This is a genomic window from Crossiella cryophila (assembly GCF_014204915.1).
In the GTDB taxonomy this organism is placed as follows: Bacteria; Actinomycetota; Actinomycetes; order Mycobacteriales; family Pseudonocardiaceae; genus Crossiella; species Crossiella cryophila.
On record NZ_JACHMH010000001.1, the window covers coordinates 4614336 to 4634200 of the forward strand.

The 19865-nt window shown below is 72.6% G+C and carries 9 protein-coding genes; 7 read left to right on the forward strand and 2 right to left on the reverse strand.

What is annotated here, in order from left to right; all coding sequences use genetic code 11:
* Nucleotides 1–9 precede the first annotated feature (9 nt).
* Nucleotides 10–2280: a hypothetical protein gene (locus HNR67_RS20735; RefSeq protein WP_185003900.1), complete on the forward strand. Its 2271-nt coding sequence runs from the start codon at nucleotides 10–12 to the stop codon at nucleotides 2278–2280.
* A gap of 81 nt (nucleotides 2281–2361) precedes the next feature.
* Here the strand turns inward: HNR67_RS20735 and HNR67_RS20740 are convergent, their stop codons facing one another.
* Together HNR67_RS20740 and HNR67_RS20745 are read right to left on the reverse strand one after the other, a co-directional pair.
* Complete coding sequence (locus HNR67_RS20740; protein ID WP_185003901.1) at nucleotides 2362–4044, reverse strand: hypothetical protein; 1683 nt, start codon at nucleotides 4042–4044, stop codon at nucleotides 2362–2364.
* Nucleotides 4041–4856, reverse strand: a complete 816-nt coding sequence (locus tag HNR67_RS20745; RefSeq protein WP_185003902.1) for a hypothetical protein — start codon at nucleotides 4854–4856, stop codon at nucleotides 4041–4043. The genes HNR67_RS20740 and HNR67_RS20745 overlap by 4 nt, the downstream gene beginning before the upstream one ends.
* Before the next feature lie 312 nt (nucleotides 4857–5168).
* On the opposite strand from HNR67_RS20745, the gene HNR67_RS20750 reads away from it, so the two are divergent.
* The 6 genes from HNR67_RS20750 to HNR67_RS20775 are packed head-to-tail and all read left to right on the forward strand — an operon-like array spanning nucleotide 5169 to nucleotide 19865.
* The gene (locus HNR67_RS20750) at nucleotides 5169–7910 is read left to right on the forward strand and encodes a hypothetical protein (RefSeq protein ID WP_185003903.1); all 2742 of its coding nucleotides are present in this window, start codon (nucleotides 5169–5171) and stop codon (nucleotides 7908–7910) included.
* On the forward strand, nucleotides 7907–10438 hold the full coding sequence (locus HNR67_RS20755; RefSeq protein WP_185003904.1) for a CHAT domain-containing protein: 2532 nt from the start codon (nucleotides 7907–7909) through the stop codon (nucleotides 10436–10438). Before HNR67_RS20750 ends, HNR67_RS20755 begins: the two co-directional genes overlap by 4 nt.
* Nucleotides 10435–12618 (forward strand): vWA domain-containing protein, encoded by a 2184-nt coding sequence (locus tag HNR67_RS20760; protein ID WP_185003905.1) that lies wholly within the window; start codon nucleotides 10435–10437, stop codon nucleotides 12616–12618. Before HNR67_RS20755 ends, HNR67_RS20760 begins: the two co-directional genes overlap by 4 nt.
* 34 nt (nucleotides 12619–12652) lie before the next feature.
* Nucleotides 12653–15793 (forward strand): tubulin-like doman-containing protein, encoded by a 3141-nt coding sequence (locus HNR67_RS20765; protein ID WP_185003906.1) that lies wholly within the window; start codon nucleotides 12653–12655, stop codon nucleotides 15791–15793.
* Entirely contained in the window at nucleotides 15790–17970 is a 2181-nt protein-coding gene (locus HNR67_RS20770; RefSeq protein WP_185003907.1) for a hypothetical protein, read from the forward strand. Before HNR67_RS20765 ends, HNR67_RS20770 begins: the two co-directional genes overlap by 4 nt.
* Nucleotides 17967–19865 (forward strand): hypothetical protein, encoded by a 1899-nt coding sequence (locus HNR67_RS20775; RefSeq protein ID WP_185003908.1) that lies wholly within the window; start codon nucleotides 17967–17969, stop codon nucleotides 19863–19865. The genes HNR67_RS20770 and HNR67_RS20775 overlap by 4 nt, the downstream gene beginning before the upstream one ends.

Sequence of the window (19865 nt, forward strand, 5' to 3'; positions counted from 1 at the left end):
GGAGTGCGGATGGGCCTGCTTCCCGCCGAGATTCCGGACATCCCCGAGGTCAGGGCCGAGATCGTGCCGGCCCGGCTGGCTCGTAAGCTCGCCCCGCTCTTCGGCGTTCCATGGCCGAGGGGCCCCTTCGGCACTCGCACCTGGGTCTGCGACTACAACAAGCTCACGCTCTCCGAGATCGCCCGCGGCGCGCCGATGCCCGGCAGGCGGTCGGACACCGCGGTGGCCGGCGAGGCCGACTGGGCCATCGTCGACCGGGTCGCGGTCACCCGCCCCGGCGGCGCCCTGCCGAATGAGATCCCCAACGCCACCCTCAACCGCTTCGGCCCCGACACCAAGGCCGCCGTGGTGCTGACCGCGGCCAACCGCCTGCTGGACCCGGTCACCGACGCGATCGAGACCGCCCTGGCCCGGCTGGTGTCCGCCGACGGCACACCCCTGCCCGCCCGGTTGCGCGTGGTGGCCTGGGCCGCGCTGGTGCTGGAGGCGTTCCGCACCCAGCCCGCGCTGGTCGCCGCGGCCATCCGGGCCCGCACCATCCAGCGCGAACTTCTCGTGGAGTGGCAGTTGCCGCTGGCCGAGTCGATCGCCGCGCTGCCGCTGACCCGGAGCGAGGTGGGCAGGCCACAGCCGGTGGTCGAGGGTGCCGGTTCCCGCGCGAAGGACGGTGGCGCGGCGGACCGTGGTGGGGTGGCGGGCGCTGTGGATTGGGGCGCTGCGGACCGTGGTGGGGCGGATCGTGGTGGGGTGGCGGGAGCGGCCGATCGTGGTGTGGCGGACCGTGGTGGGGTGGCGGGTCTTGCGGACAGGGGCGCTGCGGACAGGGGCGCGGCCGAGAGCGGCGGGGTGACGGGCGCGGCGGATCGTGGTGCGGCGGAGCGTGGTGGCGCGGCGGGTGCTGCGGATCGTGGTGCGGCGGAGCGTGGTGGCGCGGCGCGCGGCCGGGATACCGCATCCGCGTCGCGGCCCCGCGAGCTGGATCTCGCCGACCGGACCGTCCGCGGGCTCGGCGTCAGCGCACCCGATGACCTCGTGGACCGGTTGTTGCGACAGCTCATGGCCATCGGCACCCGGCAGAGTTCCAGCCACCTCTGGCTCAGCGAACGCGCCCCCGGCCAACTCGCCGTCGAAGCCCTGGTGCCCCCCACCGAGGTGCTGGGCCGCTACGTCGAACAGCTCGGACACCTCCTGGACGGCGAGCCCGACGGCGTCGACGTCCTGCCACGCGTCCCCAGTGCCACCGAGGTGAGCGGGTTGCCGGTGCTGGCGCGGCGGGCGGTGGTGATCGGGTTGCTCGCGGTGTTGCGGCAGGTCCGGTTCGACGTGCGGGCGCGGGAACTTACCCGGGCCGGGATCGTGCCGTCGCTGGCCCAGGTGGCGTTGCTGGCCACCGAGAGCCTGGGCGCGGACGATCCGGTGACCGTGCTGGGGCGCTGCCGGGTGGCCGACATGACCGTGCACACCCTGCGGCACGACCGGCGGCATGACCTGGCCGAACCCCTGGCCGAGTTGATGAGCCAGGTCGAGCGGTGCGTACAGCTGGCCGAGGCCGGGGTGGTGGACCGGGGGGCGGCGGCGGAGGCGATCTCCTCGGCCAATGTGGAGATCAACATTGTCCGGCGGACGAACGCGACCGACCCGGACGGCAAATTGCCACCGCCGGAGGAGTTGGACGACTGGTTGCAGGAAACCTGGGCCGCGTACCGGCGGGTGCTGGAACCCGTTGGCGGCGAAGGGGATGCCGAGTTGTCAGTGGGACATCACCTGCACAACTACGCCTCCTACCTGACTACCCATCCGGACCGGGAGGCCGATCTGGTCGCGGGGGTCGAGCTTTTCGCCCAGACCGTGATCCCGGCCAGACAGCGGTACTGGCAGCGGACCCGGAGTTTCCTGCCGTTGCGGCAGTCCCTGCAGATCGCCTCCCGGGCGACCACCACGTTGAGCGGGCTGGCCGCCGGGAGTGGGCGGGCAGAGCAGGCCCGGCAGTGGGCGGGGATGGGGTTCGACTGGATTTCGCGGGCGCTGGCGGAGGAGGAGACCGTTGCGTTGCTGGCACAGGTGAGTGAGCCAGCGGCGCATTTCTGCCTGCTCGCGGTGCCCGCGTTGCTGACCGCGGTGGAGCACGGGGTCGCGGGGGCGGACGAAGTGGCGGTGGCCGGGCGGTTGCTGGGGATCGCGGAGCAGTGGGCGCGGCTGGTCACCGAGGGGGACGAGAGCAGTTACAGCCACCACGATCGGCTGGTCGGCTTGCGGGCCAGGCTGGCACTGCTTGGGTAGGGACAGCAAGGGCGGGCCAGTGGGTTTGGGTCGGCGCGGTTCGGGCGGCGGGCTTGGCCCGGCGGAATTCGGGCCGGTGGCCTAGGGCCAGAGCAGTTCCGGCCACGGCCCTTGGTAGCGCCGGAGTTGCTGACGCGTCGCATCCGCGCTGCAGTCGATTGGGTGGCCGAGGGTGTGGTAGGTCTCGACCCGGCCGACCTCGCCCCACGGGCGGTGTGGGCAGACCTCCGTGTCCGGGACCGGTTCCCGCGGGTGGTCGCCGGGCGCCGGTTGTGGGTCCGGGCAGCAGGGATCCGCTTGTGGCGCCAGTGATTTGTACACGAACTGCTGTGGCGCGCGCACCCCGTGACCGGCCACCAACGCGGCCTGGACCTCGCTGCCGGGGCGGGTGCCGAGCTGGATCCGGAGGTGGGCGGCGACCAGCTCCCTTGCCGGATGGCGTTCTGTCCACAGTGGAGGGAGGGCGGCCAGTGGTACATAGTGGGCGTCCACAGTGGACTGTCCGGTGAGTTGGCCGGGGTCGATCCTGGCGGTGAGCTGGGCGAGCAGGGCCTGGAAACGGCTGGGGGACAGGCCCGCGGGACGTGGTGGGGCGGTTTCCGGGAGCTGTTCCAGGATCTTGATCGCGATGCGCAGTCGGCGGAGGAGCAGCGGCAGGTGCCTTGGCTCGTCCGGGGTTTGCTTGCCGTCCAGCCAGTTCAGCAGGGGGCCGCGGGCTTCCGGGCCTGCCCCGCGGAACAGGCCCGCGATCAGCCAGCCGACCAGGTGTTCGGCCTCCAGCCGGCGGCCGGGGTGGTGGGCGGCGGGGGCGGGCAGGTCGCTGAGGTCGGCCAGGGCCTGGTGTGGGGGTTCGGCCAGGCCGAGGCGGTGGTTGAGCACCGCGTGCACCGCGCGGACCGCCTCGCGGGCCTGCTCACCGGCTACCGCGCCGAGGTGGTCGGCGTACCGGTGCAGCGCGATGGCCACGTCCGGCTCACCCGCGCTGCGGCGGTTCGGGCGGTTCTCGGTCTTGGTCATCGCCTTGCACAGCAACGCGGACAGCTCACCCACCGACTCGGCCAGCGGGGTCGTTTCCTGGCCGTGCCGTTCCTGGATGGCGACCCGGTAGGCGGCGATGCGGATCAGGAAGTCGGCGTTGCCCAGCACCGGTAGGCCGGGTTCGCGGACACCGGCGCGGCGGCGGGCCAGCAGGTGCGCGGCGGCCAGTTCGGCGCCCCGGTCCAGCACGTCCAGGGCGACCTCGGTCAGCGCCTCCTCGGTGGGATGGGCCGGGCCCAGGGCGGCGACGATGGCGGGCAGCACCATGTTGAGGATCAGTTCGGGTTCCTGGCCCGAGGCCGCCTCGCTCACCCGGGTGCGCAGGCGCAAAGTGCGGGCCAGCACCGAGATCACCCGGTCGTCATCGGGCACGGTGCGGTCGGTGCGGACCAGGATTTCCAGCGGCAGCTGGGCGAATCGCCGGTAGCGCAGGAACTTGCGCACGGCGTTGGCGGTGCTGGTGGCGATCCCGGCCTGGTTGCGGCCCCAGGTCAGGCAGGCCGCGATGAGCAGCGGGCCCTCGCCCGGCCGGACCGCCTCCGCACTGCCGGCGAGCTTGGCGAGCAGCTTGTCCGCCCGGCGCACCACCTTCTCCCGCAGCTTCGCCCGCGGGCCGCAGCGGGCCAGCAGGCTGTCCAGCTCGGCCCGGTACAGCGCGTCGAACACCCCCTCGGCACAGTCCGCCAGCCGCTGTCGATCCGGCGTCGAGTCCCCGGCCGCACTCATCCCAACCCCCTGCTCTCGGACCGAAATCGCACACTCACCGGCTCACCCGTGCCGATCAGCCGCGCCCGCGGCTCGCCGCCTTCCCCGGCGGTGAAGGAGATCCACCGCTGCGCGCCGTCGTCCAGACCCGCCTGCAACACGGCCCCGCCCGGCGGCCCGGTGCGCCGGGCCCGCAGCTCGATCTCGAACTCCGCGCCCGCGAGCGGACGCACGATCCAGCGCACCTCGGGTCCCACCCCGACCGCGCCGGCCAGCTCCGCGGGCAACTGCCAGGCACCCTCAACCTCGGTGCGATCCGCCCGGGTGGACTCCGGTTCCCCGGTGCCGCGGACCTCGACCGTGGGCGGCGGCGCGGCCAGCGCCCGCAGCACCTCGCGCCAGTCGGGCAGGCCAAGGCAGGTCCACAGCTCCCCGGCCCACGCACCCAGCGCACCCCGGCTCTCCCGGACCGGCTGCTCGGCGGCGAGGGTGACCAGCCGGTAGGGCGCCCAGGCCGCGGCCAGGCCGTCGATCTCGCGGAGGTCGAGCTGCAGCCAGCGGCCCGCCCGGCCGGTGGCGATCAGCTCGGCCACCGCCGCGGCCACCCGCGGACCGAGGAGTTGCGCGATGTCCGCGGGCAGCCCGCCCTCGCGGATCTCGACCTCGACGTAGGCGGGTGGCCCCTGCCGGTCGACCGTGACGAACCCGGCCCGCAACCCCTCGCGCAACCGCAGCTCGGTCGCGGATTCCACGGTGACCAGGGTCAGCGCGACCGTGGCGTCCTCGGCGAGGTGGTCGATGCGCAGGTGACCGTCCCAGGTGGTCAAAACCATGTGAGCCTCCGGCCTCCTCGACTGCTTGTCCCCGCACTGACGGACCACCGCGCTGTCCACGGGTCCGTGACAACCCGGCGTGGGGGTGTCCGGCTCCGGTGACCAGCACGGTCGCCGCAGTCCGCCGGGCCGAACCCGAAGGGAGCAGTCATGGCCGGTGGATCCGACGACAACCCGTAGCTGACCACGGCCATCGCGGGAGGGTTCCCGCCGCGGTTCGCCAAGACTCCCGCCAGCCGGGTGACCGTCCGTCAGTGGTTGTGGCACAGAACGTGTCGAAGCAGGCCGAACGCGCACAGCGAAGGGGTAAGGATGCTCGCAGCAGCTAGGCCGCGGTCGTTGGCCGCGGCTCTGGCCGCGCTCCTGCTGGTCACAGCGGGTTGCTCGGGGCCAGAGGACACAGACCGGGACACCGCGGCGGAGCTGACGGTCTCCTACCGGGCGAGCACGGCCGCGCTGGCCGCGCTCGACGGACCCGAGGTCACCGAGCAGCTACGGGACTGGGCGCGGCTCGGGCTGGCCGCCGCGCTCGGGCTGGGCGCGGACCGGACCGCGGCCGCCACCTACGAGTCCCCGCCGATCCGGGACGGGGCCTTCGCCGAACTGCTCGACCAGCAGACCGGTCCGGGGCGCGGCCTGTTCGACGGCGGCACCCTGCATGTGCTGGTGCCGCAGGACGATCCGCACCGGTCACGCACCATCGGCCTGGCCCTGGACCAGCATCGCGCGGACGCCGGGTCCGATCCGGGCAAGGTCCAGGTGCACCGCTACCGGATCGCCCAGGAGCAGCACCGGATCGAGGTGGCCAGCGAACCGGCCGCTGGCGCGGGGGAGGTCCGGGCGGCCAACGGGTGGCGGGAGGCGCGGGTCGACCAGGCCGAGGGGCTGGCCGGGTTCCTCGGCGACACCAGCCACCTGGCCCGGCTGGAGAAGCGGGGGGAGGAGGTCTGGGCGTCCGGGTGGCGCTGGCCGGGGGCACCCGGCGCCCGGGTCTCGGCCGCCGATGTGGCGGTGCTGCAACGCGGATACCTGCGCACCAGCGGCCCGCTGCCCGGGTTCTCCCTCGATCCGCGGCCGGTGGCCGATCCGGCCGACCTGCGTGCCACCGTGCCCGGACTCGATCCTCGGCTGGTCGCGGCGATCTTCACCGGGAACTTCGCCGGCACCGGGTACGCCTCGGTGGCCGAGCTGCGCTGGGCGGTCTCGGTCCGGCTGTTCCAGCCCGAGGCGGAGAGCGAACCCGCGCCCGGACTGCCCGCGGACCGGACCCAGTTGTGGGCGCTGCGCAGTGCGCTGGACGGCGGGCCGGTCTTCAGCCAGGCCAGATTCGACGGTGGACTGGCAGGCACCGAAGCGGGTTTCACCTTGTTCTATGTCGACCTCGTCGCCAAGTCCTGGACCACCGGGGTCGGCCAGGGCGTGCCGGTGCAGGCGGTACCGGGCTTCGTGCCGAACCCGAAGGCGCCGGTGCCGCCCAGCCTCTGCGTGGACAAGCCGAAGGAGGAGTCCGGCCGACTCTGGTTCGGTGTCAACGACGCGGCGCTGACCCACTCACCGACCGGGCTGGCCATCGGCGCCAAGGCCACCCGCCTGTTCTCCCGGGTGACCGGTGCGGACGGCACCGAGGTGGAACCCAGCCACAGCTTCGCCAGGGGGCTGAACTGGTGGGATCGCAACTACCTCCAGGTCGCCGACTATGAACCCCAGTTCAGCCGCGCCGATCAGCTCATGCGGTGGTCGGCGGCCCTGGAGTGGCTGACCACTCAGGGACGTGGCCGGCTCGCGGTGACCGCGCCGGAGGCCGAGCCGGGCAGTTTCGCCGACTGGTACGCCCGGCACGGCGAGTTGCGGGAACGCGGTCCGCTGGCCCTGGTCGCGCCGCCGTCGGCGACCGGGGAGTCGGTGCTGCCGATCCCCTCGGAAACCACCCAAAGCTGTGGCCTGTACCGGATTTCCGGCGGGGTCTCCCTCGCCGACGGGCTCACCCGCAGCCGCGGCAAGCCCTCCGGGACCGAGGCACTGCCCGAGGGCATCCGGCGGGCGAGTCCGGTGGACCCGGCCAAGACACAGGTCGACCCGGCAACCGGCTCGGCCCGCTTCGACCGGGTCAGCCGGGACAACCAGGGCGAGATCGCCGACCGCACCACCGTGGACCTGAGGCGCGGACCGGACGGCAGCTCGGTGCGGATCACCGGCGCGCCAAGGGAATCACTGCCCTTCGCCGGCGCCCCGCTGCGTGGCGAGCACCCGAACCGCGAGTACCGGACCACCTTCCAGACCGAGGGCAAGGACCTGGTGGTCGAGGGTTCGTACCAGCAGGTGTCCACCGGCACGGTGCGGGTGAAGGAGACGCCGAGCAGCGGCGCGCGGCCCGAGCGGGAGATCATCGCCTCGCCCGGTCAGGCCGCGCACCTGCGCGAGGCGATCAAGCGGGTGAGCGGGGATCCGGCACAGGGCCTGACCGGCGCGCCCGGGGTGCGTTACCAGTATCAGGGGCCGGAGGGGCAGACGATCTACCGGTACGGCAACGGGTGGATCGAGGTGGGCGTCGGGCCGACCTCCTCCCGGGTGCTCGCCGAGTCCACTGTGGCCACTCCGGCCGGGCCGCGGCAGGTGCGCCTGGTGGTGCCCTCTCGACTGTCCGAAGTGGACGTATCGGCGGTTCGCGTGGTGTCGGAGAAGACCGGCACGCTCAAGGACGTCCAGCCTGCCGACGCCCTGGTGTACCAGGCTGATACGGCCGCGCTAGTGGGCACGGACAAGCCGGGTGCGCCACCGGTCGCGATCCCGGTCGAGGCCAAGATCAGGATCCGGGTGGTCCGGGTGACCGGCGAGGCGGGCTCGCCCGGACTGCCTGGTGGGCCGAACCGGAGCTGGCGGCTGAGCAACCAGGAACGTCCCGGCGCCGCGGTCACCGGCGGTGTCGGCCCCCTCGGCAGCGGTGGTGGGGTCCGGGTCGAGGACGACTGGCGTGGCATCGGCGGGCTGCTGGTGCTGCTCAGCGTGTGCCAGGAACCCACCGAGCGGGAACCGAACGCGGAGAGCTGCCCATGACCGCGGGACCGGGCGGGGAGTTCACCGTCGACTCGGATTCGCCGTTCGCACTCGCCCTGATCGCGGCCAGGGAGGCGACCGACCGGTCGGCCCTCGACCAGGCCTACCTGTGGGCGGTCGAGCTGGCCGACGCCGAGTCGGCGGAGCTGCGGACCGCGCTGGCCGCCGAGCACGTCAGCCGGTTGCGCGGGCTTGGCGACAGTTCGGCGGCGCTGACCTGGTGCGCGGACTACCTGAGCAGGTACGGCACGCAACCGAAGCTGGTGCTGCTGCGGGCGGAGACCAACGTCGGCCGGGGTGACTACCGAACGGTCGGTAGGGACGCGGCCGAGGCCCGCCAGGGTGGTCTGGACGCGGCGGACCACGCGTTGCTGTGCCGTCTGGAAGGGCTGGCGGCCAGGCAGGAAGGCCGGTACGAGCGGGCTCGGGAACGGCTGCGGTCCGCGCGCAAAGCCTATGCGGCACTGGGGAACACGGCGGCGGAGGCGGTGCTGGCCGAGGACCTGCGGCTGCTCGCGCTGACCGAAGGCAGGCCGGTGGTGCTGCGGCTGGCCGGTGGGACGCGGTCGCCGCAGGACCGGTTGGGCCGGGCCGAGGAACTGCGGATCGCCGGGCGCTACGAGGAGGCACTGGCCGAACTGGCGCCCGCACTGGCCGGGCCCCTGGATGCTGCGCTGCGCTACTTCTACTTGGAGGCGCGGGTCCGGTTGCTGCGGTTGGTCCGGGCCGACGAGGAGGCCGCCGCCGCACTGCCGGAGTTGTACGCGGCAGCGGAGGCTTCGGCTCGCCCGGAGGAGAATATTATTGCGGCACAAAGGTTTGCCGGTGGGGACAGGTTTCCGGTCGAGTTGCTGGCGGCGGGGGAGCACTGGCTGTTCCGGGTGCGCTGGCTGATCAGGAACGACCGGCTCGCCGAGGCCGAGCAGTCGCTGTCGAGCGGAGCCGAGAACGCCGAATGGAACCTGGCGATGGCCGAGTTCCTGCTGGCCACCGCCCGGCATTCCGGCAACGCCGCGGTGGCCGGGCAGGCGGTCGCGCACAGCCGGGACTGCCTGGACGCGGCGGAGGTCTCGCCGGTGCTGCGGATCGCGGCCTGGCGGGTGCAGGGGCACGCCTACCTCGAACTGGACCCGGGACTGCACCGCGAGCGGGTGGTCAGGGCCCTGGCCAGGGCGCACCGGGCCGAGGAGGAACTGGCCGCCCGGCAACCGAGTGACGCGGTGCGGCTGCGGATGCTGCACGCCGCCGCCACCGAGTTCGACGAGCAGATCCAGTGGGCGGCCGAACAGGGCGACCGGGTCGACGACCTGGTGGCGGTGGCCATCGAGGCCGCCCGCGGCGCGGCCATCCTGCCCCAGCTCGACTGGGGCGTCACCCGCGCGCTGCCCGCGCCCGGCGACCGCGTCGGGGCCCGGCGGTGGATCCGCCGGGCGGTCCGCGGGCTGCCACGGGACCAGTGGATCTGGCTGCTGCACAGTGGCCCGGACACCCTGCACTCCGTCCTCATTGGACGAACCTGGCGTGGCGTGTCGACTCAGTATTATTCCGTTGGCTGCCAACGGACCCGGCTGATCAGCACGATCGACGCGCTGGCCGGGTGCTGGCGGAACCGGGGCGCCCGGCGACTGGCCGAGGCGCCGCCGGGCAGCACCGAGCTGGACCGGCTGTTGCCCGAACTGGAGCAGCTGCTGGGGTTGCCCGGCAGGCCGGAGCTGCCCGCGCACGTCCGGCGGATCACCGTGGTGGCCGGTGGCGAGCTGGCCGAGATTCCGTTCGGGTTGCTCAGGTATGGCGAGTCGGCGGCGATGCTCGGCCGTCGGTACGCGCTGTCCACCCTGCCCTGCCTGGCCGCGCGCGCCCCACTGCACCGGCGATCCCGTACCCAGCGCGGGCTGCGCCCGAAGGACATGCTGGTGCTGCACGGCCCGAACCTGCCGGACCAGCCGGTGACCCCGGCCGCCACGATCAAGGGCCGGGTGGTCCTGGACGGTGCGCGGGCCACCGCGACCGAACTGCGCGCGGCACTGGCCGCGAGGGCGTACCGCGTGGTGCGCGTCGACAGTCACGGCGACTACAGCGGCGATCCGGCCAACGCGGCCATGCTGCTGGCCGAAGGCCGGGTCAGTCCGGCCCAGTGTCAGGACCTGGACCTCAGCCGGACCGGCACGATCGCGCTGGGTGTGTGCGAATCGGCCATGGGCAAGCGGATCGGGCGCGATGAGCACCTCGGATTCGTCCGGGTCGCACTCGCCGCCGGGGCCTCGGCGGTGCTCGCCGCGCGCTGGGAGACCGTGGATCTCCTTGCCACCCGGACCATCGACCGGTTCGAGCGACTCCTGCGGCGCTATCCGCGGGATGTCGCCCTCTTCCGCGCGCAACGCGAGCTGGATTCCCCGGGTCAGCACCCCACCCGGTGGGCCGCGCTCAGCCTGTGCGGCGACACCGGTTTCCAGACCCGTCGCGGACCGCTGCTGCGATGGCTGACCCGTATCACCCAGCCCGAGCCGACAACTGGAGCACAGCGATGAGCACGCACCGATGGGCCGCCTGGACAGTGGCGATCATCCTTGCGCTGTCCGGCTTTTCCCCCGTACCGGCCGGGGCGCAGGAGCCGCCGCCGGAGTTGCGGCCGGTGCGGATCGTGGTGCTGGTGGACGAGTCGGGCAGTCTGTCCGAAGAGGACATCGCCAGGGAACGCGACGCCGTGCGGGTCATCGTGCAGGGCGAGCCCTCGCCAAAATCCACCGTGTCGGTGATCGGGTTCGCCAGTGCGGACGCCTCCGGTCAGTCGCCGATCGACCCGGTCTGCCCACCGACCACAGTGGACACCCCGCAGAAGCACCAGGCACTGGCCGACTGTGTGGGCAAGCTCCGCCGCCGGGCCGGGAACGAGGGCGACGGCACGGATCACGTCACCGCGTTGCGGGCCGCGCTGAGCCACCTCAACACACCCGGCTCCGCCGAGGAACGCAAGATCGTCTACCTGCTCAGTGACGGCAAACTGGATGTCAGCGGCAGTCCCGCCTACGGCGACAACCCCGAGGCCCGCAACGCCGCGGCCAGGGGAGCGCTGCCCGGACTGCTCGCCGAGTTGAACCAGGCCAAGGTTTCGGTGTGGCCATTGGGATTCGGTCAGGCGGACCTGACGCAGCTCAACGCACTGGCCACCGGGGCCAGTCAGGACCGTTGCGGGGCCAGGACTTCGCCGCCTAGTGCGACGGTGATCACCACCTCGGCGGATCTGCTGCGGGCCATCGGTGCGGCCTCCCGGTCCGCGCGCTGTGCCGGGGTGAGCGATCCGGCCACCGGCGAACTGCCGGCGGGCGGCACCCTGGATCTGCCGCTGACCGTGCCCGCGATCGCCAGCGAGGGCGCGTTCGTCGTGCACAAACGGGATCCGCGGGTGGTGGTGGCCTACCGCGATCCGCAGGGCAGAACCGCGCCATCACACGGCACGTTCGGCGAGTCCAGATTCGAGATCAGTGGGCAGGGCACCGAGGCCGAGGTGCTGCGCATCGTCAACCCGGAACCGGGGGACTGGACGGTGAGCCTGTCCGCGCCGCCAGGGGTGCGGCCGCACAACGTCAGCGCGGTGGCCATCTTCCAGGGCGCGGTGCGCGCGGTGATCGGAGTGGTCCCGCCCGCGCCGCAACCGGGTGCCACGGCGCAGGTCACCATGCAGGTCCGCGGCTCCCGTGGCGCGGTCACCAATCCGGCCCAGCTGAAGGGACTCACCTTCCTGGCCGAACTCACCGGCGAGGGCTTCGGCGCACAACCCGCGGTGGAGCTGACCGACCAGGACGGCGACGGCCAGTACACCGGCGGGGTCGCGGTGCCCGGCAGCGCGAGCGGCCGGCTGGATTTCTTCGGCAGCGTCACCGGGATCGGGGTCAGCGGCGACCGGCGGCCCTTCCCGACCAGGATCGCCCTTGGTGCAGCCGGAATCAGTGGCGCGCTGACCCTGGACGGGGTGGACACCGAGGTGACCGCGGGTGATGCGCTGCCCGGCCAGGCCCAGGTCACCAACTCCACCGGGCAGCCGCGCACACTGCGGATCGAGGTCGCCGAACCCAGTCCTGGCGCGGCGATCTCGGCCGAACCGTCCAGAGTGGACGTTCCGGCGGCGGGTGCCAGGACACACGACTTCGCACTGCGGTTCGCACCCGGTACCGCGCTGGGGCCCAACCAGGCCCGGCTGCGGCTGGTCGACGAGGCCAACGGCACGGTCGCCGGTGAGCTGCTGATCTCCCGGGTTGTGGTGGCCGAGCCTTCCTGGTTCGAGAAACTGTGGTGGCTGTGGGTCACGCTGACCATCGCGCTGGTGGCGCTGCTGGTCGGATTCCTTTGGCAGCGCAGGAAACAGCGATCCGGACGGGACGTGCGTGGCGTGTCGGTGGAACTGACCCGCCACGGCCAGAGCCTGGACACCCTGCGCGCCCAGATCACCGGCGAGCGGTTCGGCTTCGTGCTGCGAGACGAGCCAGGGCTGGGCATGAGCCTGGGCCACAACGGATCCGGCGACCGGTACACCGTGCGTCGCGGCGCAGGCGGACTCACCCTGACCGGCCCGGCCGGTGATCGACTGACCCTCGGCCCCGGTGGCAGGCACGAGCTGCGGGACGGCCTCGAACTCGTGCTGCACGACCGCTCGGCCACCCGCGCCGAACCACAGCCACCGGTCGCCCCGCGGTACGACCCCTATTCCTGAACCCAGTCATGCGAAACCCAGGTGAGGAAACGGAATGCCTCTAGATCGAGCAATGCTGCTGGTCGGCATCGGCGGCACCGGCCTGAGCACCGGTCAGGAACTGGAACGCGTGCTACGCGCCCAGTTCTGCGGTCCGGACGGCACCGATCTGATCAGCCGGATGCGGGGCCACGACTACCGGCCCTACCAGCTGCCGACCTGCGTGCAGTTCGCCTACATCGACCTCAACATGAACGAGCTGAGCAAGGTGCTGACCAACGTGGTGCCCAGCGCCGAACACCACGCCGCGGCCCAGTGCACCACCAACCTCATCGCCAACCTGGTGCCGCCCAACCACCACAACAGCGCGCAGGTGCAGCGATCACTGCGGATCAGCACCGAACCGGAGGTGATCCACTGGTTGCCCAGCCCGGAATCCGACCCCAGGGTCGCGCCGCTGGACGCGGGCGCCGGTCAGCTGCCGACGGTGGCGCGGGCGGCGTTGTTCGAGACGATGCGCCAGGGCGGCGGCCCGAACGCCGTGCTGCACGGGGTGACCACCGCACTGCAACGGATCGGCGCCGCGGGCCCGGTGTTGCGGGAACTCGGCGGGACCCTGGACAACACCCTGGACGTGTTCGTGGTCTTCTCGGTGGCCGGGGGCACCGGCTGCGGGCTGTTCCTGGACTACCTCTACCTGATCGGCGATCTGGTGCGGCAGAACGGTTTGCAACCCAGGATCTACCCGTTGGTGCTGTTGCCATCGGCGTTCCCGGAGGGCATGGGCGGTGGCAGGCCCGCGGTGCTCAACGCGGCCTCCGCGCTGGTCGACCTGTTCCGGCTGATCGACGACCAGAACGCCCAGGGCGTCGAGGACGCGCTGCGGGACGGGCGGGAAGCCTACGGGCGCAGCACGATCCGGGTGCCAGGTGAGCCGAATCCGATCGGCTTGCAACCGGCTACCGTGCAGACCGCGTTCCTGTTCGGCCGCCCGGACAACGGGGTGGGCCGGGCGGACCTGATCCGGTCCATGGTCTCCTTGATCACCGCGCTGGTCAGCGCCGGGTCCGAGGCCGGTGTCCCGTTCGCCGACCGTTTCGTCAACGGCAACACCGCGCGCGCTGCGTTGTCCGACACCGGGATCGGGCGGTGCGGACTGTCCACCGCCTCGGTCGCCTCGCTGAGCATCCCGCTCGGCGAGCTGGCCGACCTGGTCGGCTCCCGGCTGCTGGCCGAAGCCGTGCGGGACATGCGGGCCACCCCGGCCACTCCAGGGGTGCAGAACCGCCCGCACATCGAGCGGTTCGACACCGACTGCGGACTGGGCGGGTTCCTGGCCTGCGCGCCGCTGGAGGGTTTCGCCGAGGTGGAGGACGCCCCGGTCGGCCACGACGCCATCCTGCGCGCGCTCAACACCAGGATCCGGAGCATGCAGGACTCGTTGGAGCGCAACGAAAGGCTGCTCGACACCCGGATCGGCGGACTGGCCAAGGACTTCACCCCGGTGCGGGCGGCCGAGGAGCTGCTGCGCGCGATCGACCCGTTCCACCTGCGCCGGGTGGTGCAGGGCGATCCCGGCTATGCCGAATCGCTGGACAAGGGCGGTTTCGAGCGGATCCTCAAGAGCCGGACGGAATCGGCCAAGGTCCCGCCCGGCTACGACTTCGGGTTGCAGGCGCCACAGCCGGAGGCACTGCGCAGGCGGGCCGTGCTGCGTCGGCCGCGCTGGGGCGATGACGCCGTGCAGAACGTGGTCAAGGAGCAGAACGCCTGGTATCACTGGCGATTGCGGCGGCAGTGGCATGAGGCGTGGGCCCGCAGTCAACGGATCTGGGAACCGCGTTGGCAGGGGTTCTGCGCGCAGCTGGCCGCGGTGACCGGGGAGCTGACCGACTACCTCGCCACCGAGGAGCGCCAGTTCACCCAGCGCTCGGCCGAGCTGTACGAGCGGCGGCTGGGCGTGTCCTACCTGCTGCCGCCCGATGACGGCCAGATGCAGTCCTTCTACCAGCGGGTGAAGGTCAACCTGGTCAACCGCTACCGGGATCGCCTGCCCGTCAACCCGGCCGCGGCCGATCTGGTCTCGGTGATCCTGGGCACGGACGGCTGGCGGGAGGCATACCAGGCCGGGCGGGAACGGCCCGAGGCTGCGGTGCACCGGGTGCGGCAACGGATCCGGCGCGCGGTGTCGGAATGCCTGCGGCCCGGCGGCGGTGAGCGGGCGATCATCCCGGCGATGCGGGATCTGCTGACCGCGGCGGCGGGCAGGCCCAGCAGCATGCTCGACGACGGGGATGTGGCGCACTTCCGCAACCAGCTGGCCGGCATGGTGCCCAGCGGCTACGCCCCCTCCGGCGAGGGCACCCTGAAGGTGCTCATCTCCTACCCGGCCGGTGCGCCCGATCTCGAGGTGGAGGCATGCCTGGGGCGGGAGCTGCTGCGGACGCCGCAGGTGGAACAGCAGGCGGTGGAGTTCCGCCCCAACGACTCCGACTCGCTGGTGGTGGTGCTGTTCCGCAGTTCGATGAGCATCACCCAGGTGCCGGAGGTGCGCGAGGCGATCCGGTTGCGCAGCGCGGCACAACGGCACGAACGGCCGGGAGACCGGCTGTCCTGGCGGCAGCGGCTGGGCGCGGACCAGGGCTACCCGGTGTCCACCCCGGCCGACCGGGCGCTGATCCTGCAGTCCTTCCTGAACGCGATGTGGAACGGCTGGGTGGCGGTCGAGGCGCCGGGTCAGGACCGCAGCCCCACCGGGGTGCGGGTGCGGACCGGCCGGGCCGAGGCCACCCCGCTGGTGCTGGAGCTGACCCCGTTCGGTGGACTGTCCTCCTGGGCGAGCCTGTTGCAGGCATATGAGGAGTGGGCGCTCAGCGACGGCAGCGGGGCCCGCAGCAGCCTGGCCGCGCAGCTCATCGCCGCGGTGCCGCTGGACATCGACCGCAATCCCGGCCCGCCGGCGCCGCTGTTCAGCACGCTGTACGAGTTGCCTGCCAAGGAACTCCGGCTGGTGGACGAGCTACGCGCCCGGCCGGGCCTCGACGCCGCCCGGCAGATCGACCTGATCGAGGAGTTCTGGCAGGAGACCCTGCCCGCCGCGCTGGACCTGCCCTTCCGCGGGGTGCAGGCGCCCTTCCCCAACCTGCGCGGCATGACCGAGTACTTCGCCTGCCAGTCCCCGGCGGTGGACCGGTGAACGCGCCTACCGAACGGTCGGTAGTCATCCTCGATCTGCGCGCGGGTGCGGTCGAGGTGGACCGGATCGAGGGCTCGGTGCTGGTCATCGACGGGGCAGGCACCGCGGCCGACCACGATGAGCTGTACCAGGAGCTGCTGGGCAGTCCGCTGGTCGCCGGGGTGATCTGCCTGGCCGTCGGGGACGGCGCGGCCAGGGACGGGGTGCGGATCCGGCCCGCGCCCGCGCTCGGTCCGGTGGACCGGGCGGCCACGCTGTGGGTCAGCGACGAGCACGGCGTGCACTGGCGACCCGCTGATCACCTGGTGCGCGGGGTGCGGCCGAGTGCACCGTCCAATCTGGACCAGCTCATCGCCGCGCTGTCCGAGCCGGTGGTCTTCGACGCGGTGGTGCACACGGTGAACACGCTGCCGTACAGCACCGCCAGCGTCGGGCTCGCCCTGGAACGGACCAGCCTGCACGAGGCCGAGCGGCGCCGGGTGCAGGAGGAGGCGATCAGCCTGTTCACCGACCCGGACGCCGGTGGGGTGAGCGCGCCGGAACCACCGAGGGCCGAGTTCCGGGCGGCGATCGGCCGGTTCATCGAGTCCGAGGAGACCGAACCGGTGCTGGTCGCCGGTGGTCCACTGGACCGCGCCCGCACGGCCGCCAACCGAGCGGTCGGGGACGCCGCACTCGAACTCAACCGCCTGGACCACCCCCTGGCCGCACTGGCCGCGCAGCGACCGGGATCGGCGGCGGGGGCGGCGGTGCGGCAGGCATTCGTCAGCGCGGACGCCTACCACCGGGAGGCACAACGCCAGCTCACCCACGTCAACGACCGCCTGCTCGGCCAGCAGACCGGCGACCTGTCCGTGGCCGAACGCGGATTGCGCGGACCGGAACAGGGCAGCCGCCGCCAGGCCAGGGACGAGGTGCGCGAGCTGGTGGAGACCTGGCTGCGGCGCTACCGCTCCATCGGCAGGCTGCTGCCCGACCTCAACGCGGTCAAGATCGAACGCGAACCGCAGGGCTGTCTAGCGGCACTGGACACCCTGACCGCGCTCGCCCCGCGACAGCAGCTGCCCGAGTTCGACCTCCGCCCGACACCCCTGGGCGCGGCGCTGTTGTCCGTGCTGACCGGGGTGCTGGCCGCGATCGGCGTGCTGCCCTGGCTGTTCACCCCGCTGCTGGCACTGGCCTGGTTCGGCAGCGGACTGCTGCTGCACGCCCGGCAGCCCACCGACCGCGGTGAACTCGGGATCAGGGGCGCGCTGCTGCCCGCCGCCCTGTGCTGGGGCGGACCGGCGCTGGGCAGCTGGGCGGCGGTGGCGATCCTGAGTCCGCCGCCGCTGCCCTTGGCGTTCGCGCCGACCGTGCTGGCCTGGCTGCTGCTGCTCGCGGTGGTGGCCAGCAGCTGGTGGCTCAGCGCCCGGCGGTGGCGGACCGAGGTGGGCCTGGCGAAGCTGTCCGACCAGGTCGAGCAGATCGACCGGCTGGTGCACCGGGTGGCGCGGGCGGACTGGCGGCCCTCGACCCGGCGGGCGCTGTTCGCCGACGGGCTCGGCCAGGCCGTGCTGGGCCTGACCGCCATCCAGGCCGCCCTCGCCGATCGTACCGAGGACCTGTTCACCCCGTTGCCCGGCAAGGAGATCGCGCTCGCCGAGGAAGGCGAGCCCGAACCGCCGCCGGACCGGGATGTCTACGAGGAGGTGCGGGAAGTGGTGCTGACCGACCTGGTGGACCTGACCCTGGCCGCGCTGCGCCCCTGCTGGGCCGGGATCGAGGCGGGCAGGCCGGTCGATCCGGCCGAGTACACCAGGACCTGCGCCCGGCTGCTGGAGAGCTACCACGAGCACGTGCGGCGGCACGGCCTGCTGCCCGCGCCGCCGTTCGCCTTCAACGGCGACCGCGCGCACCGGGACACCCTGGCCACCAAACTGTGGGCGGCCTCCAGGGTCACCGAGGCGCTGTCCAGGACCGCAGGGGACGAGATGACCCAGCTCTGCCACCACCGGCATCTCGGCGTGGTCAGCGCGCTGGCCGCGGGCGCCGGGCTGGTGCGCTTCGCCTCCACCGCGGTGCGCGAACTGACCAGGGAGAGCAGCGGTCCCGGCCGCGAGGTGGCCTGGACCGGGGACTCGGAACTGGCCGGGTCGATGCGTTTCGTCCCACTGCGGCAAGGGGTTTTCGAATGAACCAGGTCCGCTGCCGGGCCGTGGACGGCACCGTGCACACGCTCACCCTGCACCCGCTCGCGGACGCGGTGACCGGCCCGTTGCGGTCGAGACTGGTCGCGGTCAACGGGATCACGTTGCTGCACAAGCAGGTTCCGCGTGATCCCGCGGGTGCGCCGGGACCGTTGGAAGCACTGGACCGGGAGATCCGGGCCACCCACCGCTTCGCCCAGCTCTTCCAGGAAGAAGAATATCCCCCGGAACTGCCGCGCCTGCGCTACTACGACGTGGACAGCGAGGACCCGTTCCTCCTGCTGGACCCGGCCAGGGGAGTGCCGGCGGCCGAGGCGCTGCCGCGGTTGTCCGCCCAGGAGCGGCACCGGTTCCAGGCCGGACTGCTGCGCGCCCTGCACCTGGCCGAGGTGGCCGGACTGACCCACGGCGGCGTGGACCTGGACGTGCTGCGCTGGGACCCGACCACCCGGTCGGTACAGCTGCTCGACTTCCACCGCGCCACACCCGGCGACATCCGGACGGACATCTGGGACGCCGGACTGGTCATCTGGCGCGCCGCCTACCCCGGCCACCTCGGCCGCTCCGCACCGGACCTGCACGCCAACGGCGGCGCGTTGCGGGTGCTGCTCGACGGCGTGTTCACCGACCCGCCCACCGCCCGGCCAGGCCCGGCCGAGCTACTGTCCAGGCTCCGGGAACCGGTGCACCCCAAGGTGATCGACCTCGGCGCGCGGCTGGCGCCCGGTCAGCACGCCTTCGACCTGGCCCTGCGCCGCAAACGGGATCGGGCCGCGGCCGAACAGGACCAGGACGGGCAGATCTGGCCCAGGCTCAGGGAAATGTGGCGCCGGATGCGGCCTGCGGAGGACGAGCTGCCGCCGCTGGTGCGCTGTCCGGTGTGCCTGGACCGCTACCCGCCGCCGGAGAACGGGTTGTGGCGGCGCGATCCGGACGGCACCCACCACGAGCTGAAGGTCAACGGCCGGGATCCAGTGAAGGGCGGCCTGAACCTGGTCAACACCTACCGCCGCTGCCCCAACCCCTCCGGCGACACCGACGAGCACTACCTGCCCGCCACCTACTTCGCGCACGAGCCGCCGTTCGTGGTGGCCATGATCGGCAGGCCGACCGCGGGCAAGACCCATCTGCTGGCCGCGCTGGTCCGCGAACTCGTGGAGCGGGACGGCCTCGCGCCGTACGGGCTGACCGTGGTGCCGCTGGACCTGCACCGGCACGACGAGTACCGCACCGCCGTGCTGGAACCGGCCGGTCGCGGCGCCCGGCTGCCCCGAACACCCAAGCAGGTCACCGGTCCGGCCGAGATCCTGCTGATCCGCGGTCCGCACCTGACCCGGCCGCTGGTGCTCTTCGACGTGGCCGGGGAGGACCTGGAAGCGGTGGGGGACAACGAATCCGCCCGGTTCCTGATCGGCACCGACGCGGTGCTGTTCGTGCATGGCCTCGACCCGGCGCCGGAACGCGGCGGGAACCAGGCGCTGGAGATGTCCCTGGCCCGTTTCCAGGCCGTGCCCGAGCTGGAGCGGTTGCCCGCCGCGATCGTGGCCACCAAAGCGGATCGGCTGCGCTACCAGCCGCCGGTGAGTCACTGGCTGCGCGAGGGCAACCAGCGACTGACCACAGTGGACCCCGAGTTGATCTGGCGGGAGAGCCGGGACGTCTACGCCTTCCTGCACCAGCGCCAGGAATTCGGCGCACTGGCCCCGTTCGGCGTGTTCGACCGCTGCACCCTGCACTTCGTCTCGGCCACCGGCACCGAGGCCGCACCAGGGGAACCCGTGTTCCCACGCGGGTTCGCGCCGTCGCGGGTGTTGCAGCCGCTGGTGTCGATCCTGGCCATGGCCGGGGTGCTCGGCGGGGAACGGGGTGCGGTCGGCGGGTGA

Bases quoted from the DNA above. Each gene is read 5' to 3' on its own strand.
- HNR67_RS20735 (WP_185003900.1), top strand. From the start codon at position 10: ATGGGCCTGCTTCCCGCCGAGATTCCGGACATCCCCGAGGTCAGGGCC.
- HNR67_RS20745 (WP_185003902.1), bottom strand. From the start codon at position 4,856: ATGGTTTTGACCACCTGGGACGGTCACCTGCGCATCGACCACCTCGCC.
- HNR67_RS20740 (WP_185003901.1), bottom strand. From the start codon at position 4,044: ATGAGTGCGGCCGGGGACTCGACGCCGGATCGACAGCGGCTGGCGGAC.
- HNR67_RS20760 (WP_185003905.1), top strand. From the start codon at position 10,435: ATGAGCACGCACCGATGGGCCGCCTGGACAGTGGCGATCATCCTTGCG.
- HNR67_RS20755 (WP_185003904.1), top strand. From the start codon at position 7,907: ATGACCGCGGGACCGGGCGGGGAGTTCACCGTCGACTCGGATTCGCCG.
- HNR67_RS20775 (WP_185003908.1), top strand. From the start codon at position 17,967: ATGAACCAGGTCCGCTGCCGGGCCGTGGACGGCACCGTGCACACGCTC.
- HNR67_RS20750 (WP_185003903.1), top strand. From the start codon at position 5,169: ATGCTCGCAGCAGCTAGGCCGCGGTCGTTGGCCGCGGCTCTGGCCGCG.
- HNR67_RS20765 (WP_185003906.1), top strand. From the start codon at position 12,653: ATGCCTCTAGATCGAGCAATGCTGCTGGTCGGCATCGGCGGCACCGGC.